Origin of the sequence: Streptomyces litmocidini (assembly GCF_014649755.1) — a bacterium.
In the GTDB taxonomy this organism is placed as follows: domain Bacteria; phylum Actinomycetota; class Actinomycetes; order Streptomycetales; family Streptomycetaceae; genus Streptomyces; species Streptomyces litmocidini.
Window position 1 is genome coordinate 34,462 of sequence record NZ_BMTQ01000003.1, and the last position, 16,958, is coordinate 51,419.

A 16,958-nucleotide genomic window follows, 5' to 3' on the forward strand; every position below is an offset into this window, starting at 1 on the left:
GGCCCCCGGAAGCGCCGCCCGACCTGGGCGGCGCCTCCCTCTCCCGGCCGGGCGTCAGCCGATGCCGGCGTCCATCGCCCGTACCAGGCCGGCGGGCCGCATGTCGGTCCAGACGCTCTCGATCCGGTCCAGACACTCCTGGCGTGACCCCTCGGGCCCTGCCGGTTCCCAGCCGCCGGGGACGTCGAGGTGTGCGGGCCACAGCGAGTACTGACGCTCGTGGTTCACGAGGACGAGGAAGCGTCCTGACTCGTCGTCGAAAGGATTACTCACGTTCCCCTACCTGTTCTCGGATGTTTTCCTGCTCGTTTCCGTACGCGTGCGTCGTGATTATCCACGCCCTTCCTGCTTGCCAGGAGTGCGTGTGCCACGTCCGCCGGACGCGCGGGGCATTCGTTCCGGCCATTCGGCCGGCCGCCCCCGGCCCTGCGCACTCCTCACAGTCCGCGCCGCGGCCTCCGACCAGCTTCCCCCGGAAACAACGCTCACACCTCTCACACTAAAGGATTCATGCCGACCAAGAGTTTGAATCCGCCCACTGCTCGCGGGCGATGCGAAAGCTCGATCCGCCGGGAACGAGCGGCGGGCATATGCAAAACAGGAAACCCCCTTCCACATTCAGCCACCGGTTGTTCCTTTTGCAGGGAAGCCGCCCGTTATCGGCCGAGCGTTTCCGCCACGCCGTGCCTCGGCCCACCGGCCCCTCGCTCCGCGCCCCATGAGCGTGCCGCGCGCTCCCGTGCGCCGGGCGTGCGCCCCATCGCCGAAGCAACCTCGGCGGGCGCGCCGCCGTCCTGGAACGCCGGGGAGACGGGGCGGGCCCGCGGACTCCCGCAGCGCGGCGCCGGTGCGGACCCGCTGGTGGGTGAGCCAGCGGCCCGGCGGCAGCCCCGTAGCGCGGGCGAAGCGGCGTTCGAACTGCCGCACCGACGGGTGCGCGATGTCGGCCAGGTCGTCGACGGTGGCCCGGCGGTTGGCGAGGAGCTTGACGATCCCGGTCTTCCAGGTCTTGAGGGCGGCGTGCATCCGGGTGACGGCGGACGGGAGCAGGAGTTCGCAGGCCTCCTCGGGATGGGCCCAGCGGTGGGCTTCGAGTTCGTCGTCGGGCAGCGTGACCGGGGCGCCGACGGGGACGGTGCCCGCGTCGAAGACGGGGTTGATCGCGGGGCCGTCGAGGCGGTCGCCGGGCGGGGATCAGGTGACGAGACGGAACTTCCACCGGCGCTGCCGCGTGCACCCGGGAGACGGCCGTGGTGCCCGCCCTCAGCGACTGGACGGGCGCCCACGCGAACGACTGCTCCGACGGCAACGTCATCGACCGCTCGGGGAGGCAGCACGCACCCACGTCCGCGCGGCGGGGCCGGATGCCCTGTTCTTCCCCTGTCAACCCGGTGGCCCTCCCCACACCGATGCGGTGAAATACGGGGGCCGGGACGGCGGGCCGGACGGGAATCGGGCTGCCCGCCCCGTCACCGTTCCTAAGGTCGGGGTTCATGAGCATCCCCACTGAGCCGATCGGCAGCCTTCCCCGTCCGCCCGCCCTCCAGGAGGCGCTCGTCGCCCACGCCGAAGGGCGACTGAGCGCCTCGGAGCTGGAGAAGGTGCAGGACCAGGCTGTCGCCGACACCCTCGCCATGCTGGAGAAGACGGGCAGCCCGGTCCTGGTCGACGGCGACCAGGCCAAGCCCGACACGATCACCTACCCCCTGCAGGGGCTCACGGGCCTCGCCCCTGACGGCGTCGTCGTCCCCTACGCCGACGGTCACACTCGCCGGCTGCCCCGCCTGACCGCGGGGCCCTTCCGCTACCAGGTCCGCGCGGACGCCCACCTGCGTGCCGCCCGCGGTCACACCGACCTTCCGGTCAAGCAGGCCGTCGTGGCCCCGTCCGCCCTCAGTCTCCTCTACCCGGCCGCAGGTATCGACGGTTACTCCCGCGAGGCGTTCCTGCGGGATCTGGCCGACCAGTCCGAGGCCGAGATCCGCGCCTGCCTCGACGCCGGCGCGCACCGCGTACAGCTGGACTTCACCGAGGGCCGTCTGTCGCTGAAGCTCGACCCGAGCGGAGGTGTCCTCGACCAGTTCGTCGAACTCAACAACCAGGTCCTCGAACGGTTCGGTGAGAAGGAGCGGGACCGGCTCGGTGTGCACACCTCCCCGGGAGCGGACCAGGATTCCACCCACAGCCTGGACGTCGACTACGCCGGTCTGCTGCCCAAGCTGTTCCAGCTCAAGGTGGGCAACTTCTACCTCCAGCTGGCGAGCGAGCCCGACCCGGGGCACGTGTTGCGCATCGCCGCCCAGCACCTGCCGGCCGGCACGCGCCTCTTCATCGGTGTCATCGACCCCCTCGAACCTCGGGTCGAAACCGCCGAGGAGGTACGGGACCGGGTCCTGACCGCCGCCGAGCACGTCCCCGTCGAGCAGCTCGGCACCTGCGACGACGCCGGCTTCGCCCCGTACGCCGACGACACCTCCACCTCGCGCGACCTCGCCTTCGCCAAGATCGAGGCCCGCGTACGAGGCACCCGCCTCGCCGCCGAGGCCCTCGGCCTCTGAGCGCCGGGCTCCCCGGGGAGCCCGTTCTCGGGGCGTTGCTCGGTCCGGCGCGCCCCGGGGGCGGTGCCCGAGCACGAATGTTCAGCATCCGCGCGTCGCGTGCAGGTGAGGTGGGTAGATGTGCGACGCCCAGCTGGTCCGCAATGAGCACCAGTCAGCAGAGCCGGTTCGAGAGCGGGGCTGATCGCCTCAGGAGAATCAGGAGCGTAGGGGTGACGACGGACGAGATCGGCCTGGCCGGCGCGCGGTCGGCGAGCGAGCGGGAGCCGGGTGCGGGGGAGGTCGCGGCCGTTCGGGACCTGGTGTCCGCGCGGCTCGCCGACGCCGTCGGGGCCGACGGCGCGGTACGGCGTCCGTGTTCCAGCCGGGCGCTGGAGTCGGCGCTGCTGCTCGTGCTGCTGCGGAAGCGTGGCGGCCGTCCCGAGCGCGAGCGGGGGCTCCGCGACTTCCTGGCGTCGCCGCAGGCCCGGACCACCGGGTTCGACAAGGCGCTGGCCCAGGCGGTCCTGGACGGGCGGACGAGTGGTACCGACGTGGTCGGCGGCGAGCTGCTGGCCGGCTTCGACCACTTCTCCGTGGCGCGCAAGCGGCTGCTGTTCGACGTGTACCTGGCCGTGGCGGGGGCGGTTCCGTTCGAACCGTCGATGCTGCGGCCGGTGCGCGTGGCCGGTCCGGGCGAGGACAACACCGTCACCTGGATCGAGATGATCATGCTCAGCGTCCGGGTCCTGGTCGCGTACGGTCTCGGATGCCCGGAGCGGATCACCGACCAGGAGCGGGACCAGCTGCTTGAGTTGCTCGGCTCCAGCAGGGCCCCGGTGTGGGAGAACTACACCGCCGCGCACCTGCTGGCACTGCTGGCCGTCCAGGAGTTCGCGCCGGGGCATCCGCTGATGGACAGCGGTGTGGCCGGGGTGCTGGCCTGTCTCAACCCGGACGGCGGTGCGCCGAGCATGGCGAACCTGGATGTGTTCAGCACCGGGCCCGCCGGTCTCGCCCTCGTACGGGCGCACGCCTCACCCGCACTGCTGCACCGCCTGAGCGACTACCTCCTCGCCCAGCAGATGCCGGATGGCGGATGGGCCTACGGAGAATCGATGCGGCACAGCGACGTGGACGCCAGCTCGTACGCCGCGGCGTGTCTGGCCGCCATCGATCCCGGTCGTCACCGGGCCGCCCTGGTGCGCGCGGGCGGGTACTTCCGGGGGATCGCCGGGCAGGACGGCGGGTTCCCGACGTACGTGAAGGGTGACCCCCCGGAGGTCGGCATGACCGCGGGCGCGGTCAGCGCGCTGGCCTGGAACGGTGCCGCGCACGGAGACCTGCTTGACGGTGCCGCCCGCTGGCTGCTCGACGCCCAGCGCAAGGACGGCACCTTCGAGCGGAGCTGGAGCCTGAGCGAGGCCAACACGATCTGGCGGGCCATGTGGGCCCTGCACTCGATGCCCGAAGCGACCCGGACCGCGCTCGGCCCCCGCATCGCCGACGCCGGCGCCGCGTCGCTCCGGTTCCTCGTCGAGGCGCAGAACACGGACGGCGGCTGGGGGTACCGACCGGGCAGTCCCAGCGACATCGCCAGCACCTGCTACTCCCTGCTGGCCCTCTCGGCCATGGGCCTGCGCCGCGGCGGAGACGAAGTCGTGCGAGCGGGCGTGGCCCACCTGCTGTCCCGCCAAGCCCCTGACGGGTCGTTCACCGCGCTGCCCGACCAGGTCGCCCCGCGCCCCCTGCTCTTCGACGCTCCGGTCTTCACGGACATCTGGGTGCTGCTCGCCCTGACCAGCTGCGACGACGACTGCGAAGGCGACGGGGTCGGGTGACGCGCTCGTGACGGCGGTCGGAGGCGCACGCGAGCAGCGGCCCGGACCCCAGGGGGACCCCACGGACGCCACTCCGATGGCACTGCCGGTCGACCGGCCCACCGCGGTGGACCCGTCACCGGCCTTCCGGAGGCTGCGGACCGAGGCTCCCGTGACGCCACTGGCCTTTCCCGACGGGCCGGCGGGCTGGCTGGTCACCCGGTACGACGACGTACGGGCCGCGCTGGCCGACCCGCGGCTCGGCTCCCGCCGCCCCCACCTCAACTCCCACGTCCGGGCCAGCCTCATCACGCCCCAGGAGATGACGGCCGTACGCCTGTCCGACCTGCTCACCAGCGACCCGCCGGAGCACACCCGGCTGCGCCGACTGGTCAACCGGCAGTTCACGACCCGCCGCATGAAGGCGCTGGCCCCCCGGATCCAGGAGATCGTCGACGACCACCTCGACACCCTCGCCGACGCCCCCCAGCCGGCCGACCTGATGACGACGGTCGCCCTCCCCGTACCGTCCCTGGTGATCAGCGAACTGCTCGGCGTCCCCTTCGCCGACCACGACCGGTACCAGCGGCTGACCAGGGAACTCCTCTCCCTCGACCGCACCCGGGAACAGCTCCTGGCCAGCAAGGCGGAGATGAAGGCGTACCTGCAGGGTCTCGTCCACGCCAAACGGGCCGAACCGGGCGACGACGTCCTGTCCGGCCTCGTACGGGCCCAGGAAGCCGGCACCCCGCTGACCGACGACGAAATCGCCTCCCTGGGGCAGCTCATCCTCATCGCCGGACACGAGACCACCGCCAACGTCCTCGGCCTGGCCGTCTTCCTCCTGCTGCGCCCGCCCCGCCTGTGGGACACCGTGCGCGACCGGCCCGAACTGGTCGACGGCGTCATCGAGGAGACCCTGCGCTACGCGACCGTGCTGCAGTTCGGCCTGCTCCGCGTCGCGCGTGAACCCCTGTCCATCGCCGGGCGATCGATCCAGGCCGGCGACCGCGTCGTCCTCCACCTGCCCGCCGCCAACCGCGACGACGAGCGGTTCCCCGATCCCGACCGCTTCTGCCCCCGCCGCCCCGACGCCGCCAGACACCTCGGCTTCGGCCACGGCCCGCACCACTGCCCGGGCGACGAACTCGCCCGGACCGAACTGCGCATCCTGCTCACCACGTTGCTGCGCCGCTTCCCCGACCTGCGCCTGGCCACCGGCCCGGACGAGATCCGCACCCACGAGCACCGGGTCGTCCACGGAATCGCCGAACTCCCGGTGACCTTCCCCCGCTCACCCGACACCACGAGGAAATAACCGAGGTGCTCGACCGGTACGGCTCGTACGCCGCCTGCGCCTTCGACTTCGACGGCACCCTGGCCGACACAGCCGCCGTCAACCTCGGTGCGGTGAAGGCTTCGCTCGCCGCGCACGGAATACCCGTCTCCGACGCCTGGCTGTTCGCCGCACCCGCGTTCACCGCCGCCCAGCTCCGGCGGCGGCTCGGCATCCCACCGGACGCCCTCCCCGACGAGACCTTCGTCAAAGCCGCCCGCGCCTACTGGTTCGCGCACACCGACCGGATCAGACCGATCGCCGTGGCCGCGCACGCCGCACGTGCGGCCGCGGACCGCGGCGCGGTCGCGGTGGTCTCCGCGAACTACGGCGACATCGTGCGTCACGGCCTCACCGTCGTGGGCCTCGACGACCTGCCCTGGACGATCGTCGGCCGCGACGACGTCCCGCAGCCCAAGCCCGCCCCGGACGCCTACCTGCGCGCCGCCCACCTGATGGGGGTGGCACCCGGCGACTGCCTCGCCCACGAGGACACCGACGAAGGCGTCGCGGCGGCCACATCCGCGGGCATGCACGTCGTCGACGTCCGGCACCGGCCTTGGCGGTAGACGCCACGGCACACCCAAGCATGGTGCTCCGAGCGGACCGGGCTGGACCCGACGGCGACCTCACGGCACCCACGCCCGACTTCGCGGCCGGAGGCGAGAAGGGCACTCGCTCGCGCGCAGGGGGCCGCGCACTCATCAGCGCGTGTTCTCGCAGGCCGGAAGTCTTATGCACGCCCAGGTGCCGGGGCTTCCCCAGCGTGTGGCGCGGGCTGGGTGATGCTCACCTCGGCGGCGACGGGGAGCAGAGCCCGTCGGTGCCTGAACGCGCGGGTGACGGTCAGGAGGGCGATGCCCGGGAGGAGGGCGCTTCGCGCGGGGCCGGGACCCATCCGGCCCCCTGTACGGGGTGGCGCAGGCCGCAGGCGCAGCGCCGGGTGATGATGGAGGCATGTCCGATCGTGACGACTTCCTGACGTGGGTCAGGACCGCGTTGTACGAGGCGGAGGTCGCGCTGCACAACGGCGACGCCGCTCCCCGACGTGCGCTGTGGTCGCGCACCGAGCCGGTGAGCGTCCTGGGAGCGTGGCGCAGCGCCGCGGGCCACGAGGAGCTCGACGCGCTTTTCGCCGGCCTCGCGAAGACCTTCTCCGACTGCACCTCGTACACGTTCGAGCTGCAGGCCTACGACGTCAACGGCGACATGGCCTACACCGTCGGCCTGGAACACACCTCCGCCTCCGTGGACGGGCAGCCCCGTACCTACACGCTGCGCGCCACCCAGGTGTACCGCAGGGAAGACGGCGCCTGGCGGGTCGCCCACCGGCATGCCGACACCGTGACCGACTGACGAGGAGCGGCGCGCGGCCGAAGACCAGGAGGCGCCGTGCGGTCGGGGCAGGGCCCCGGCCGCCGCCGTGCCCGTGCTGCGCGCCGTGGTCACCGCCTGCCCGGACGACCTGACCGGCCCGCGCGACCGCACGACGCCGCTTCTCGCTGTGCCCCGTGCACACGTGACCGAAGCGGGGGACGCGACCTGCCTGGGGCCTCGACAGCCCGGCCGTCCGCCGGACGCACCGCACCGCACCGCACCGCACCGCACCGCACCGCACCGCACCGGCAGCGTCACCCGGGCCGGCAGCGTCACCCGGGCCGCCCGGTATCGAGGCTGCGGTCCCGCAGGGTGAGCGGGGCCGCCGGCGCCTTCGTCGTGCGGACCGGGACGGCCTCAGGGATGCGGGGAATCGCCTCGTACGGGTCGTCACCGTCGGCTCCCCAACTCGTCGCCCGCTGAAGCAGATGAGGAGTCCAGCGCGAGAGCGCGGGACGCTCCGTCCAGCGGCGAGTGAGCAGATCGGCCCGATTGCCGACGGCAGAGCCGGGGCCACTAAGCTGCGGGTTCCTCGGAATGTTCACCGTTTCCTCACAGAAGTGGAACCCGATGCCCGCCACCGCCGGTCCGTTCACCGCCGATGACCGTCTGGACCCCCAGGAGATGGTCGTCCTGCACCGCGTCTTCCGCCGCGAGATACCGCTCCTGGCCGACCTGGTCGAAGCTGCCGTCCCGGGCGACCGGCGGCGTACCGCCGTTCTCGCCGATCACCTCGACCTGGTCCTCGGTGCCCTGGGCGAACATCACGAGGGCGAGGATCACCTGCTGTGGCCCAAGCTGCGCGAGCGCGCCATCCCGGGTGCCGACGTCGTCGCACGCATGGCCGATCAGCACGAGGCCATCGCCGGCGCGCTCGCCGCGGCCACCGACTTGTCGTCCCGGTGGCGCACCCACCCCGAGCGCGACACCGCCCTTCGGCTCGCCGACGCCCTGCGCGAGCTCGACCGGCACGCCGCGGCCCACATGGACGACGAGGAAGAGCACCTCCTGCCCCTGATGGCCGATCACATCACCGCCGGGGAGTGGTCCGAGGTCGGCGAACGCGGACGCCGCAGCGTCCCGAAGACGAAGCTCCTGATCTTCCTGGGCGCGATCCTCGAGGACGCGACCGCACAGGAACGGCAGCTGTTCCTCTCGCACATGCCCGCCCCCGCCCGCCTGCTGTGGCGCACCCTCGGTACCCGTCTCTACGAGCGCACCACCGCCCGCGTCCGCCGGACCAACGCCGTGGTCCCCCAGGCGTAGCACCCGTTCCCCGTACGGGAGGGCGGCGTTCCACGCCCTCCCCACGGCGCGAGTGGGGAACCAGTGGGCGTGCCCCACCCTCCGTGGGGAACGGACTCCACCGCGCACGGAAGCGGGCCAAGAGCACGCGCTCGTGAGGCGGACCAGACGGTCCACGGGCACCTCGCCGGCCAGGGCGCGCGTGGGAGAGTTCGGTGGTCCCGAGCCGGGGCCGGGCCGATGCGAGGGCCGGCCGGTGCCCCGATCGTGTTGACCGCCCCCGGCAGGCAGTGCTGGAGTCGGCGCGTGGACAGCATCCCCGCCAACCGGCGGCTCTGGAACCGGATCAGCAACGCCTACCAGTACGAGCACGACCCACGAATCGGGGCCGCGCCCCGGCTGTGGGGCATGTACTCCATTCCCGACGCGCACCTGCGCGCCCTGGGCGACGTCACCGGCAAGCGCGTCCTCGAACTCGGCTGCGGTGCCGGCCAGTGGTCCAGGGCGCTCGCCGCCGAGGGTGCCGCCGTGGTCGGGCTCGACCTGTCCGAAGCCCAGCTCGGCGCGGCGGCCGACGCGATGGGAGCGGCCCGCTATCCGTTGGTGCAAGGCGCCGCCGAGCGACTCCCCTTCGCCGACGGCAGCTTCGACCTGGTGTTCTGCGACTTCGGCGGGCTCAGCTGGGCGCCCCCGCACCTGGCCGTCCCGCAGGCCGCACGCGTCCTGGGCCGAGGCGGGCGCCTGGTGTTCAACGTCGCCAGTCCGTGGTTCGAAGCCTGCTACGACGAAGCCGCCGGCCGCGTGACCACGACGCTGCAGCAGGACTACTTCGGGCTGGACACCATCGCCGAGGGCGACGGTGCGACCAGCTATCAGCTCACCTACGGCGACTGGGTCAGGGTCCTGCGCGGCGCAGGTCTCGTCATCGACGATCTCGTCGAGCCGCGGCCCGAACTCGGAACGCCCAACGGCTACAACGAAACCGACCCGCCCGACTGGGCGCACCGCTGGCCGGCGGAACTGCTCTGGGTGACCCACAAACCGTGAGTTCCGCCGCGCCGGGGCTTGAAGGCGTTCCCTTGCCGGGCAGACCTGGGGCGTGCCCGCAGGAGGGCTTCCGCGAGCTCGTGCACGGTAGCTCGTGCACGGTAGCTCGTGCACGGTAGGCGGTGAGACCTCGATCCCCGGATGGTCGATCACGGTCAGATCGTGGGGAATGCGTCTCGTGCAGTGATCATCAGCAATCGCCGGATCACGGGCCTGTCGGCTTCCGTGATCGCCGAACCCATCTCCGAGGTAGGCCCGTTGGGGCATGAGCGTCACCGGGCCGGGTGTCCCGTCGGCAGACCGTGGGCCTGGTCTCCGCGCGGCGGAGGTCGTTGCCGGGCCCCACCAGGGTCCTCGACGTCCCACCGCTCACCGCTCACGAGCTCGTCAGCCCACCAGGAGGTTCTTCTTGAGACGCTTCAGTTCGTGGCGGTCGATGCCGAGGCCGTCGTTCAGATAGTGGTCGAAGGTGCCGTACTTCGCCCCGACTTCGGCGTAGGCGGAGTTGAGGTACTCGGGGCGGACGTCCAGCAGCGGCTTGTAGACGGCGGCCTGCTCGGGCGGGAGGTGGCCGAGGAGGGCGTCGTTGGCGGCCTTGCGGTAGGTGTTGCTGGCGAGGTAGTCGGCCATGACGGTGTCCCGCGGCACGCCGAGGGCGGTCAGCAGGGCGGCGTTGGACCATCCCGTGCGGTCCTTGCCGGCGGTGCAGTGGAAGAGTACGGAGCGCGCGTCGTCCTCGCGCACGCCGTCGAACACCTGGCCGTACGCCTTCTCGGCGCCGTCGCCGCTGACCATGGCCTTCTCGGCGTCGATCATCATCCGCTCGGCCTCGGCGGGGGTCCTCGGCATTCCCTGGAAGGCCTCCGAGCCCGCGAAGACGTCGGCGACGACGTAGTCGGCGCCGGCCGGGACCTTCTCGGGGTCCTTGGCGCGCTCGCTCTCCGTGCGCAGGTCGAAGACGGTCCTGATGCGCAGGCGCCGGAGCGTGGTCCGGTCCTGGGCCGTCAGGTTGTTCAGGGCGTCCGAGCGGTAGACCTCGCCCATCCTGACCCACTGGCCGTTCTCGGTGCGGTAGCCGCCCGCGTCACGGAGGTTGACGGTTCCGGAGAGCTTGACGAGCCGGTCGGCGAGCCGCAGGCCCTGGCCGTGATCGGCCTCGAACCAGAACCACTGGCGGTCCGCGGCGGGCAGACCGGTGACGACGGTCCGGCCGGTGGAGCCGCCTCGCGCGACGACCCTGCCGTTCGCGCGGATCTCGACGCGCGTGACGCCTTCCGCCTTCCAGCTGAGGGAGAACGAGCCGTCGGCGCCGTCGGTGACCGTGGCCTCGGTGAACGGAATGGCCCGGCCGGAGCGGTGCTGGACGGTGTTTCCGGGCAGGTCGCGCTCGGTGGCGCCGGCTGCCGGTGCGAGGGTCGGGCCGAGGGCGAGAGCGGAGACGACGGCGGTCGCGGAGAGGGTTGCCTTGTTCATGGTCGTGAGAGTGGGTGGCCGGGGCGAACGTCGCATGAACGCGGCGTGGCTGGACATCGCCCCATCGAAGGCAGATGGCAAAACATGCCACCTGTGCAAAACATGCAGACAAGGGGACGGCCCACACCTGGCCGAGAGGTCATCTCATTCGATCGGGCCGTGAGGCCCGCTCCACCGCCTGGTCCTCGACGAGCTCGGCGCCGACGCGGCCTGGACCGGCCGCCGCACCCTGCCGGGATCTCGGCGCCGAATCCGTACAGCAGCGAGGAGCCGGGAAGGACGACCGGCTCCGGGCGGATGCGGACGTGCCGCGTCCACGGCTACGGGCGCGGGCCGCTGCCCGGTCGCGTACGGCGGTCGCTTCGGCGGTCTCGGCGCCGTGCTCTCCACCGGGCGAGCAGCTCACCGGGTGTGCGGGCCGGCGGTGTCCGTTCCGCAGGCTCTCGCTCCTCGGGGGTGAGGGCGATGTGGGGCATGAGGTAGCGGCCGCCGTCCATCTCCAACACGCACGGGGGAACGTCGTCCCCGTCGTAGGGGTGATCGATCGTGACGACCATGGGCTTGGGCGGGAGGGTGGGGAGCTCCCCCTTCAGGACAGTGGCCTGGTGGCGCGGAGTCGGGGCCACGGCGACGGTCTTTCCGTTGACCCAGACTTCGGCGCGCCGCCGCCGCGGGTCGTGCAGGACGGTGATCGATTGACCGTCCTGATCCAGGTGGTAACGGTGGTGGCCTGCCATGTCGGTCTCCTCACACGCTCCTGTCACCAGCGTAGAACGTCGAGCCTCCCCGTCTGCCGCAACCCGATGCGGGAGGGCCGGCGGAGCCGCCTGTCCTCGTTCCCGCCGATCGCCGCGCCAACAACCGTGCCGTGCTCCGGGGCCGCGGCGGGCTGAGCATCCGCCCGGACATCTTTGAGTACGCGTACGCATGACACGGCAGTTCTCCGGTGGCGAGAGTGGTGCCGGACCAAGCGAAAGGGAGACCACCGTGCACACGCCCCGTAAGACGAACCCGCCCGCCACCGCCCCGCGCCCCGGAAAGACCCGCCTCGTGGCTGCCGCTCTCGCGAGCGCGGCCGCAGTCGTGGCCCTCACCGGATGCGCCGGTGTCGAATACCGGGAGGACATCTGCAGCAGCGGCGAGTACCCCGCCCTGTCCGTGGGCGGTACCGGCTCCGTCTGCGTCTCGGACAAGCAGGAACCTCCGGCGGGATTCGTGCGATACCCGGAGGGCAAAGTGCCCCGGCAGGTCGACGACGAGTGGGACGTGTACTGGAACACCCACACGCTCGACAAGAACGGCAATGTCATCGACGCCCCGGACGCGGGCTGACCCGGAAAAGCCGATCCGACCGGCCCGCCCGACACGGGACGCGGCTGCAGTCGCAGAGTCGGGCGGTCGGGTCCTTGTCGGGTTCTCACCGGTCTCGCGCAGCCACGGACCGTGGGCCCCGGAGCGGCGGCTCCCCCTTGTGCGCAGGCGGTGGAAGGCTTGGGGCATGGCCTTTCGAGCATGGCGGGACGTCCTGCGTTCCTGGCGGCCGGGGCATGCCCCCGCGCTGCTGGTGATCCCCCTCGGGCTGATCGTCACCGTGTGCGTCGTGGACGTGCTGTCGCCGCCGCACATCCACCTCGGTCCCCTGCTGGTGGCAGCGCCCGCGATCAGCGTGGCCCTGGCCGGCGCACGCGTGACGGCGCTGATGGGGGCCCTTGCGGTAACGGCCCAGGTGCTGATCGGCGTGCTCAGAGGGGCCTGGGACACCGCCAACATCCAGGCTCAGATCGCCGCGCTGATCGTCGTCTCGGCCGTCTGCGTCGCCCTCTGTGTGGTGCGGGGGCGGCGCGAGCGGCAGCTGCACCGGGTGCGGTCGGTGGCCGAGGCGGCCCAGAGCGTGCTGCTGCGGCCGCTGCCCACCCGCGCCGGCCCGCTGCGGATCGCCGGTCTGTACATCCCTGCCGAGGAGGAAGCCGACCTGGGCGGAGATCTGTACGCGGCCGCACGCACCGCCCACCACAGCACCCGGCTCCTCATCGGCGACGTGCGCGGCAGCGGCCTGGGCGCCATCAGCAACACCGCTCTGCTGCTCGGCGCCTTCCGGGCAGCCGCCCACCGGCAGGCCACCCTGCCCCGCCTCGCCGTCCACCTGGACGCCGCGTTCCGGTGGGACACCGGCCAGTGGCGGTCGCCGACGGAGCAGGACGCCATGGAGGACTTCGCCACCGCCGTGCTGCTCGACATCCCCGACCACGATCCGGTCGTCCACCTCATCAGCTGCGGTCACCCACCGCCGCTCATCCTCCGCGAAGACCGGCTCATCCCGCTCGTGGCCGAGGCGAGCCATCTTCCGATCGGGTTCGGCGGGGCTTTCGGCATCACCGACTACGACATCCAGACCTTCCCGTTCGAGGTCGGCGACCTGCTGCTCCTCTACACCGACGGCGTCATCGAGGCACGCGACACCGACGGCCGCTTCTACCCCTTCACCGAACGGGCGCCGCAGTGGACCACGGACGACCCCGACGAACTCCTGCGCCATCTCCGGGCCGACCTGCTGGCCCACGTCCACGGACACCTCGACGACGACGCGGCCGTCGTCGCGATCCGCCGCCTGGCAGACGGCCCGGTCACGACCCGGGACGGCAGCACGGGTGCATGACCCGAGAGGCCGTGAACGCGATCCACAGCCGCTCGGCCGCATCGGCGGTGCGGGGCCGGCCCGATCGCGAGCAGTGGCCGCAGCCGCTGGATCACCCACACGTCTCAGCCGCGGGGGCGCTCCGCGGTCACCAGCCACGCCGTACTGCGCAGCCGCACGGCGCCGTCGCGTTCGAACCGGCGCAGCGCGTCGGTCAGTGCGTGCCGGGCCTCCTCGCGTCGCTGCGGCGTGGACGCCTGGGCGAGCAGGTGCTGCGCCGGGCCGGTGGACAGCAGGAAGTCCGCGGCCCGTTCCGCATCAGGACCCCAGTTCCCCTGCGCCTCGACCTGCACGGAGGTGACCCCCGTGAAGCCGGCCGCGTCGAGTACGGTGCGGATGCGGGCGGGGTCGGCGAGGGAGAACATGCCGGGGGCGCCGGTTACGCCGAAGTCTCCGGGGTCGGCCTCGGGCAGGGCCCGGGACAGTGTCGACATCACCATCGCCCAGTCGTTGTCGGCGGCTGCGGCGCTGGTGACGAAGGCCAGACGGCCGCCGGGGCGCAGGGCCTGGCCGATGTGACCGAAGGCGGCGACGGGGTCGGCGAAGAACATCACCCCGAAGCGGCTGATCGCACGGTCGAAGCCGCCGGTCGGCAGGGGGTGGACCTGCGCATCGCCTTGGGCGAATGCGACGTTGGGCAGCAGTTCGCGGTCGGCGGCGGCCCGGGCGCGCTCCAGCATGGGCCCGGAGAGGTCCAGTCCCAGAGCCGTGCCCGCGGGGGCCCGCCCGGCGGCCAGGCGGGTGGTGTGTCCGGCCCCGCAGCCGATGTCCAGGACCTGGTGGTGGCCGGCGATGTCGGCGGCGTCGAGCAGCCGCTGGTTGAAGCCGTCGTTCACGGCGTCCCACTGGTCCTGGTGGCGGGCCCAGAAGCTGCCCTCGGTCCCGTTCCATGCCTGCGCCTGCCGGCTGTTGATGATGAGTTCCGGAAACTCCATGTCGGTCTCCCGAGTAGAATGGGCGTGTGCCCAAACAGTATGGGCACACGCCCATACTGTCCACGTCCTTTCTGGAGCAAGCCGATGTCCCCACGCGGAGTGGCCATCCCCGACCTGCGCGTACGACTTTTCGCGGCCGCCGAACGGGTGGTGGCGCGCGACGGAGCGGGCGCCCTCACCAGCCGGGCGGTCACCGAAGAAGCCGGCTGTGGCAAGGGCGTGCTGCACACGCACTTCGCCGGACTGGACACCTTCGTGGCAGAGCTGGTGCTTGACCGCTTCGCCTCGACGGCCCGGCTGATGCAAGCCCTGCCCGCTCGCGCCGGGCAGGACACGGTCGCGCACAACCTCGTCCGGGCGGCCCGAGCCCTCATGGACTCCCTCGATCCGGGCATCGTCGCACTCGCCCTGACCCTGCCGGGCGCCTCCTCGCACACCCGACGGGCATGGCAGGAGGGTGCGCCGGGCTTCGCGGTGATCGAGGAGGCGGTCCGCGCCTACCTCGTAGCCGAGCAGGAACTGGGCCGGGTGGCCGCCGACACCGACACGGCAGCGGCCGCCCTCGCCCTCGTCGGCACCCTGCATCACCTCTTGATGACCCGCACCCCCGGCAGCCCAGCTCCCGAGGACCAGATGGAACGCCTGGTTGCACTGCTACTGCACAGCTAGAGAGCGCTCCGAACACCCGTGAAAGCGATACGCGCGCCCGGCCCGGACCGGGAAGCAAACGCCGGAGTGTGGTGGAGCGGCACTTCGGCCGCATGAGCACGGGGGTGGCTTCGTCACCCGGCACGACTGTGACCGCCACGTCCCATCAGGTGCCGTCACCCTCGCGTCGTTCCAGGCGTCGGCGTGACACGCTCACGACGAGCCCGCACGCGGGAGTCCGGCGGCGGGCCGTCCCGACGATCCTGCGGTGCAGGCCGGGCTTGGGAAAGCGGTCACCGCGCGCCCTCGGTCACTGAGGCCACGCACACGGGGATGGCGACGGAGAGCCTTCCCGTGAAAGCCCGCTCCTGCTGTTCGGAGATCCACGCGGTGGCCGAATCACGGCCGACACGGCCGGTGACGGCCGCTGCTTCGGCCGGTCCGGACAGCACCGGCAGCAGGGGGGCGTCCGTGAGAACCGCCGTGCGCACCTCCACGGCCACCTCGTGAAGTCCGGCGCCGGCCAGAAGATTCCGATGGCGTCGAACCCCGGCGAGCAGGTGGCAGCGGTGGAAGCGGCCATTGCCGCTCATCACGAACACCGTCGCCGTGACGCCGGGGGCCGCCAGGGCGACGTCCCGGGTATCGGCGACGCGGGCCCGGATCGCGGCGACCGCAGCCCGGGCCCGCTCCGGCATCCAGCCGATCAGCTCGTACGGCGCCCCGGCAATCTCCCTCACCGGCCGGCGCCCCACGCTGACGGTGCGCGGCTCGGACGTCGGCCGTGCGTCGAGTCCGGCCCTCAGCGTCCGGAACCACCGTGGTCCGGATGCTCGGGTGTGGTCCATGATGCGCGCTCCGCCCCGGCGTCCGTGTGCACGGGATCGACGTCGGAACGGCGCCTGCGCGCGGCACGGCGGCTGCCCCACCAAAACGCCCCGACGAGAAGGGCGACGACCACGATCCCCAGGCCGACGGCGAAGAGCACGGCGTTGGAACCGGCCGACGCGAGAACAGAGGATGCTGCGATGCCAGTCATGATCACCTTTCCAGAGGCAACGCGCCGCGGCAGCAGGGCGCTGCGGGCGCGCAGGGCGACTGTCCCCTCCCGGCCTGTGTAAACGCCCTCACAGGGAGGCTGTGTGGCCGCTCATCGATGCCGCGGGGCCGCCCGGATGCCCGTGCTCGCCCTGACCGGCGACGCCCGCCGGTGAGAGCCCAAGCGCATGCGGCTGCCACTGTTCTCCCCCACAGCCCAGCTCGTCACCACCGGCCGCCGCAGTCGCCCCCGCCTGGCCTGCCGCTGGGCCGTGTCTTCGAATGATCACCGCTGGTGGGTCATGGTGTCGCGAGACGTCGCCAGGAGCTGTCCGATGCCGGGCGGGAGTTCGTCCGGCCGCTGCCGCCCGCCTCGTTGCGGGGACGGAAGCGGCTGGAGGACCGCCGGGTCCTGAACGGGATCGTGGGGAAGTTCCGCACCGGGACGCGCCCGAGCGGGCCGGCCGGATCGGCAACCGGGGCCGGCGGGGCGGCCGCGGGGGCCGCTCGTCGGCCTTCGACCGCGAGACGTACAAGCACCGCACCGTCAAGAGTTGTGTGGACTCCTGAAGATCATGCGGTGGACGCGAGCCACCGCATGAACGCACTCCGATGGCGGGCGATGTCCGACCAGGTCATGACCCGGATCGCGGGCCGGTTTCCCAGGGTGGAACCACGGGCGACCGCTCGTGCCTACCTGCTCGGACTGCTTTCCCGGACCGATGTGACGGCTGCTCGATCCGCCCGTGGGGACGCCGCTGTCAGCGTACGGACTTTCCTCCCCAGCCGCGTACGGACGTACGTCTC

The 16,958-nt window shown here is 72.1% G+C and carries 17 protein-coding genes and 1 pseudogene; 11 read left to right on the forward strand and 7 right to left on the reverse strand.

The window, feature by feature from the left end:
* Positions 1 to 54: 54 nt before the first annotated feature.
* Positions 55 to 273: an MbtH family protein gene (locus IE180_RS06680; RefSeq protein ID WP_190155841.1), complete on the reverse strand. Its 219-nt coding sequence runs from the start codon at positions 271 to 273 to the stop codon at positions 55 to 57.
* Between the two features lie 345 nt (positions 274 to 618).
* Positions 619 to 1,026: a hypothetical protein gene (locus IE180_RS06685; protein ID WP_190155842.1), complete on the reverse strand. Its 408-nt coding sequence runs from the start codon at positions 1,024 to 1,026 to the stop codon at positions 619 to 621.
* Between the two features lie 467 nt (positions 1,027 to 1,493).
* On the opposite strand from IE180_RS06685, the gene IE180_RS06690 reads away from it, so the two are divergent.
* The 7 genes from IE180_RS06690 (at position 1,494) to IE180_RS06720 (ending at position 9,362) form a co-directional block, all read left to right on the forward strand.
* Complete coding sequence (locus tag IE180_RS06690) at positions 1,494 to 2,558, forward strand: cobalamin-independent methionine synthase II family protein (RefSeq protein WP_190155843.1); 1,065 nt, start codon at positions 1,494 to 1,496, stop codon at positions 2,556 to 2,558.
* 212 nt (positions 2,559 to 2,770) lie between these two features.
* Positions 2,771 to 4,378 (forward strand): prenyltransferase/squalene oxidase repeat-containing protein, encoded by a 1,608-nt coding sequence (locus IE180_RS06695; protein ID WP_190155844.1) that lies wholly within the window; start codon positions 2,771 to 2,773, stop codon positions 4,376 to 4,378.
* Between the two features lie 76 nt (positions 4,379 to 4,454).
* Complete coding sequence (locus IE180_RS06700) at positions 4,455 to 5,675, forward strand: cytochrome P450 (RefSeq protein ID WP_190155845.1); 1,221 nt, start codon at positions 4,455 to 4,457, stop codon at positions 5,673 to 5,675.
* Positions 5,676 to 5,680: 5 nt separating this feature from the next.
* On the forward strand, positions 5,681 to 6,262 hold the full coding sequence (locus IE180_RS06705; protein WP_190155846.1) for an HAD family hydrolase: 582 nt from the start codon (positions 5,681 to 5,683) through the stop codon (positions 6,260 to 6,262).
* 388 nt (positions 6,263 to 6,650) lie between these two features.
* Positions 6,651 to 7,049, forward strand: a complete 399-nt coding sequence (locus IE180_RS06710) for a YybH family protein (RefSeq protein ID WP_190155847.1) — start codon at positions 6,651 to 6,653, stop codon at positions 7,047 to 7,049.
* A 591-nt stretch (positions 7,050 to 7,640) separates the two neighbouring features.
* Positions 7,641 to 8,336: a hemerythrin domain-containing protein gene (locus IE180_RS06715; protein WP_190155848.1), complete on the forward strand. Its 696-nt coding sequence runs from the start codon at positions 7,641 to 7,643 to the stop codon at positions 8,334 to 8,336.
* Between the two features lie 285 nt (positions 8,337 to 8,621).
* Positions 8,622 to 9,362 carry a class I SAM-dependent methyltransferase gene (locus tag IE180_RS06720; protein ID WP_190155849.1) on the forward strand — a complete coding sequence of 247 codons (741 nt, stop codon included), beginning with the start codon at positions 8,622 to 8,624 and terminating at the stop codon, positions 9,360 to 9,362.
* A 387-nt stretch (positions 9,363 to 9,749) separates the two neighbouring features.
* On the opposite strand, the gene IE180_RS06725 is transcribed toward IE180_RS06720, so the two are convergent.
* The gene (locus IE180_RS06725) at positions 9,750 to 10,835 is read right to left on the reverse strand and encodes a tyrosine-protein phosphatase (RefSeq protein WP_190155850.1); all 1,086 of its coding nucleotides are present in this window, start codon (positions 10,833 to 10,835) and stop codon (positions 9,750 to 9,752) included.
* A 320-nt stretch (positions 10,836 to 11,155) separates the two neighbouring features.
* Positions 11,156 to 11,572, reverse strand: coding sequence for a hypothetical protein (locus IE180_RS06730; RefSeq protein WP_190155851.1), 417 nt, complete (start codon positions 11,570 to 11,572; stop codon positions 11,156 to 11,158).
* A gap of 250 nt (positions 11,573 to 11,822) precedes the next feature.
* Between IE180_RS06730 and IE180_RS06735 the strand changes: the two genes are divergently transcribed.
* Entirely contained in the window at positions 11,823 to 12,167 is a 345-nt protein-coding gene (locus IE180_RS06735) for an SCO0607 family lipoprotein (protein ID WP_229860344.1), read from the forward strand.
* A gap of 166 nt (positions 12,168 to 12,333) precedes the next feature.
* Positions 12,334 to 13,491 carry a PP2C family protein-serine/threonine phosphatase gene (locus IE180_RS06740; protein WP_190155852.1) on the forward strand — a complete coding sequence of 386 codons (1,158 nt, stop codon included), beginning with the start codon at positions 12,334 to 12,336 and terminating at the stop codon, positions 13,489 to 13,491.
* 104 nt (positions 13,492 to 13,595) lie between these two features.
* Here IE180_RS06740 and IE180_RS06745 read toward each other — a convergent pair whose 3' ends face one another.
* Entirely contained in the window at positions 13,596 to 14,465 is an 870-nt protein-coding gene (locus IE180_RS06745; protein WP_190155853.1) for a class I SAM-dependent methyltransferase, read from the reverse strand.
* A gap of 84 nt (positions 14,466 to 14,549) precedes the next feature.
* Between IE180_RS06745 and IE180_RS06750 the strand changes: the two genes are divergently transcribed.
* Positions 14,550 to 15,134, forward strand: coding sequence for a TetR/AcrR family transcriptional regulator (locus IE180_RS06750; RefSeq protein WP_190155854.1), 585 nt, complete (start codon positions 14,550 to 14,552; stop codon positions 15,132 to 15,134).
* A 272-nt stretch (positions 15,135 to 15,406) separates the two neighbouring features.
* On the opposite strand, the gene IE180_RS06755 is transcribed toward IE180_RS06750, so the two are convergent.
* On the reverse strand, positions 15,407 to 15,853 hold the full coding sequence (locus IE180_RS06755; RefSeq protein WP_190155855.1) for a hypothetical protein: 447 nt from the start codon (positions 15,851 to 15,853) through the stop codon (positions 15,407 to 15,409).
* Between the two features lie 62 nt (positions 15,854 to 15,915).
* Complete coding sequence (locus tag IE180_RS06760; protein ID WP_190155856.1) at positions 15,916 to 16,152, reverse strand: DUF6479 family protein; 237 nt, start codon at positions 16,150 to 16,152, stop codon at positions 15,916 to 15,918.
* A 130-nt stretch (positions 16,153 to 16,282) separates the two neighbouring features.
* Between IE180_RS06760 and IE180_RS37660 the strand changes: the two are divergent.
* Positions 16,283 to 16,420 (forward strand): annotated as a pseudogene (locus IE180_RS37660) (IS1380 family transposase); the annotation flags it as partial.
* Positions 16,421 to 16,958 lie beyond the last annotated feature (538 nt).

Bases quoted from the DNA above. Each gene is read 5' to 3' on its own strand.
- IE180_RS06685 (WP_190155842.1), bottom strand. From the start codon at position 1,026: ATGCACGCCGCCCTCAAGACCTGGAAGACCGGGATCGTCAAGCTCCTC.
- IE180_RS06690 (WP_190155843.1), top strand. From the start codon at position 1,494: ATGAGCATCCCCACTGAGCCGATCGGCAGCCTTCCCCGTCCGCCCGCC.
- IE180_RS06700 (WP_190155845.1), top strand. From the start codon at position 4,455: ATGGCACTGCCGGTCGACCGGCCCACCGCGGTGGACCCGTCACCGGCC.
- IE180_RS06710 (WP_190155847.1), top strand. From the start codon at position 6,651: ATGTCCGATCGTGACGACTTCCTGACGTGGGTCAGGACCGCGTTGTAC.
- IE180_RS06715 (WP_190155848.1), top strand. From the start codon at position 7,641: ATGCCCGCCACCGCCGGTCCGTTCACCGCCGATGACCGTCTGGACCCC.
- IE180_RS06725 (WP_190155850.1), bottom strand. From the start codon at position 10,835: ATGAACAAGGCAACCCTCTCCGCGACCGCCGTCGTCTCCGCTCTCGCC.
- IE180_RS06730 (WP_190155851.1), bottom strand. From the start codon at position 11,572: ATGGCAGGCCACCACCGTTACCACCTGGATCAGGACGGTCAATCGATC.
- IE180_RS06740 (WP_190155852.1), top strand. From the start codon at position 12,334: ATGGCCTTTCGAGCATGGCGGGACGTCCTGCGTTCCTGGCGGCCGGGG.
- IE180_RS06745 (WP_190155853.1), bottom strand. From the start codon at position 14,465: ATGGAGTTTCCGGAACTCATCATCAACAGCCGGCAGGCGCAGGCATGG.
- IE180_RS06750 (WP_190155854.1), top strand. From the start codon at position 14,550: ATGTCCCCACGCGGAGTGGCCATCCCCGACCTGCGCGTACGACTTTTC.
- IE180_RS06760 (WP_190155856.1), bottom strand. From the start codon at position 16,152: ATGACTGGCATCGCAGCATCCTCTGTTCTCGCGTCGGCCGGTTCCAAC.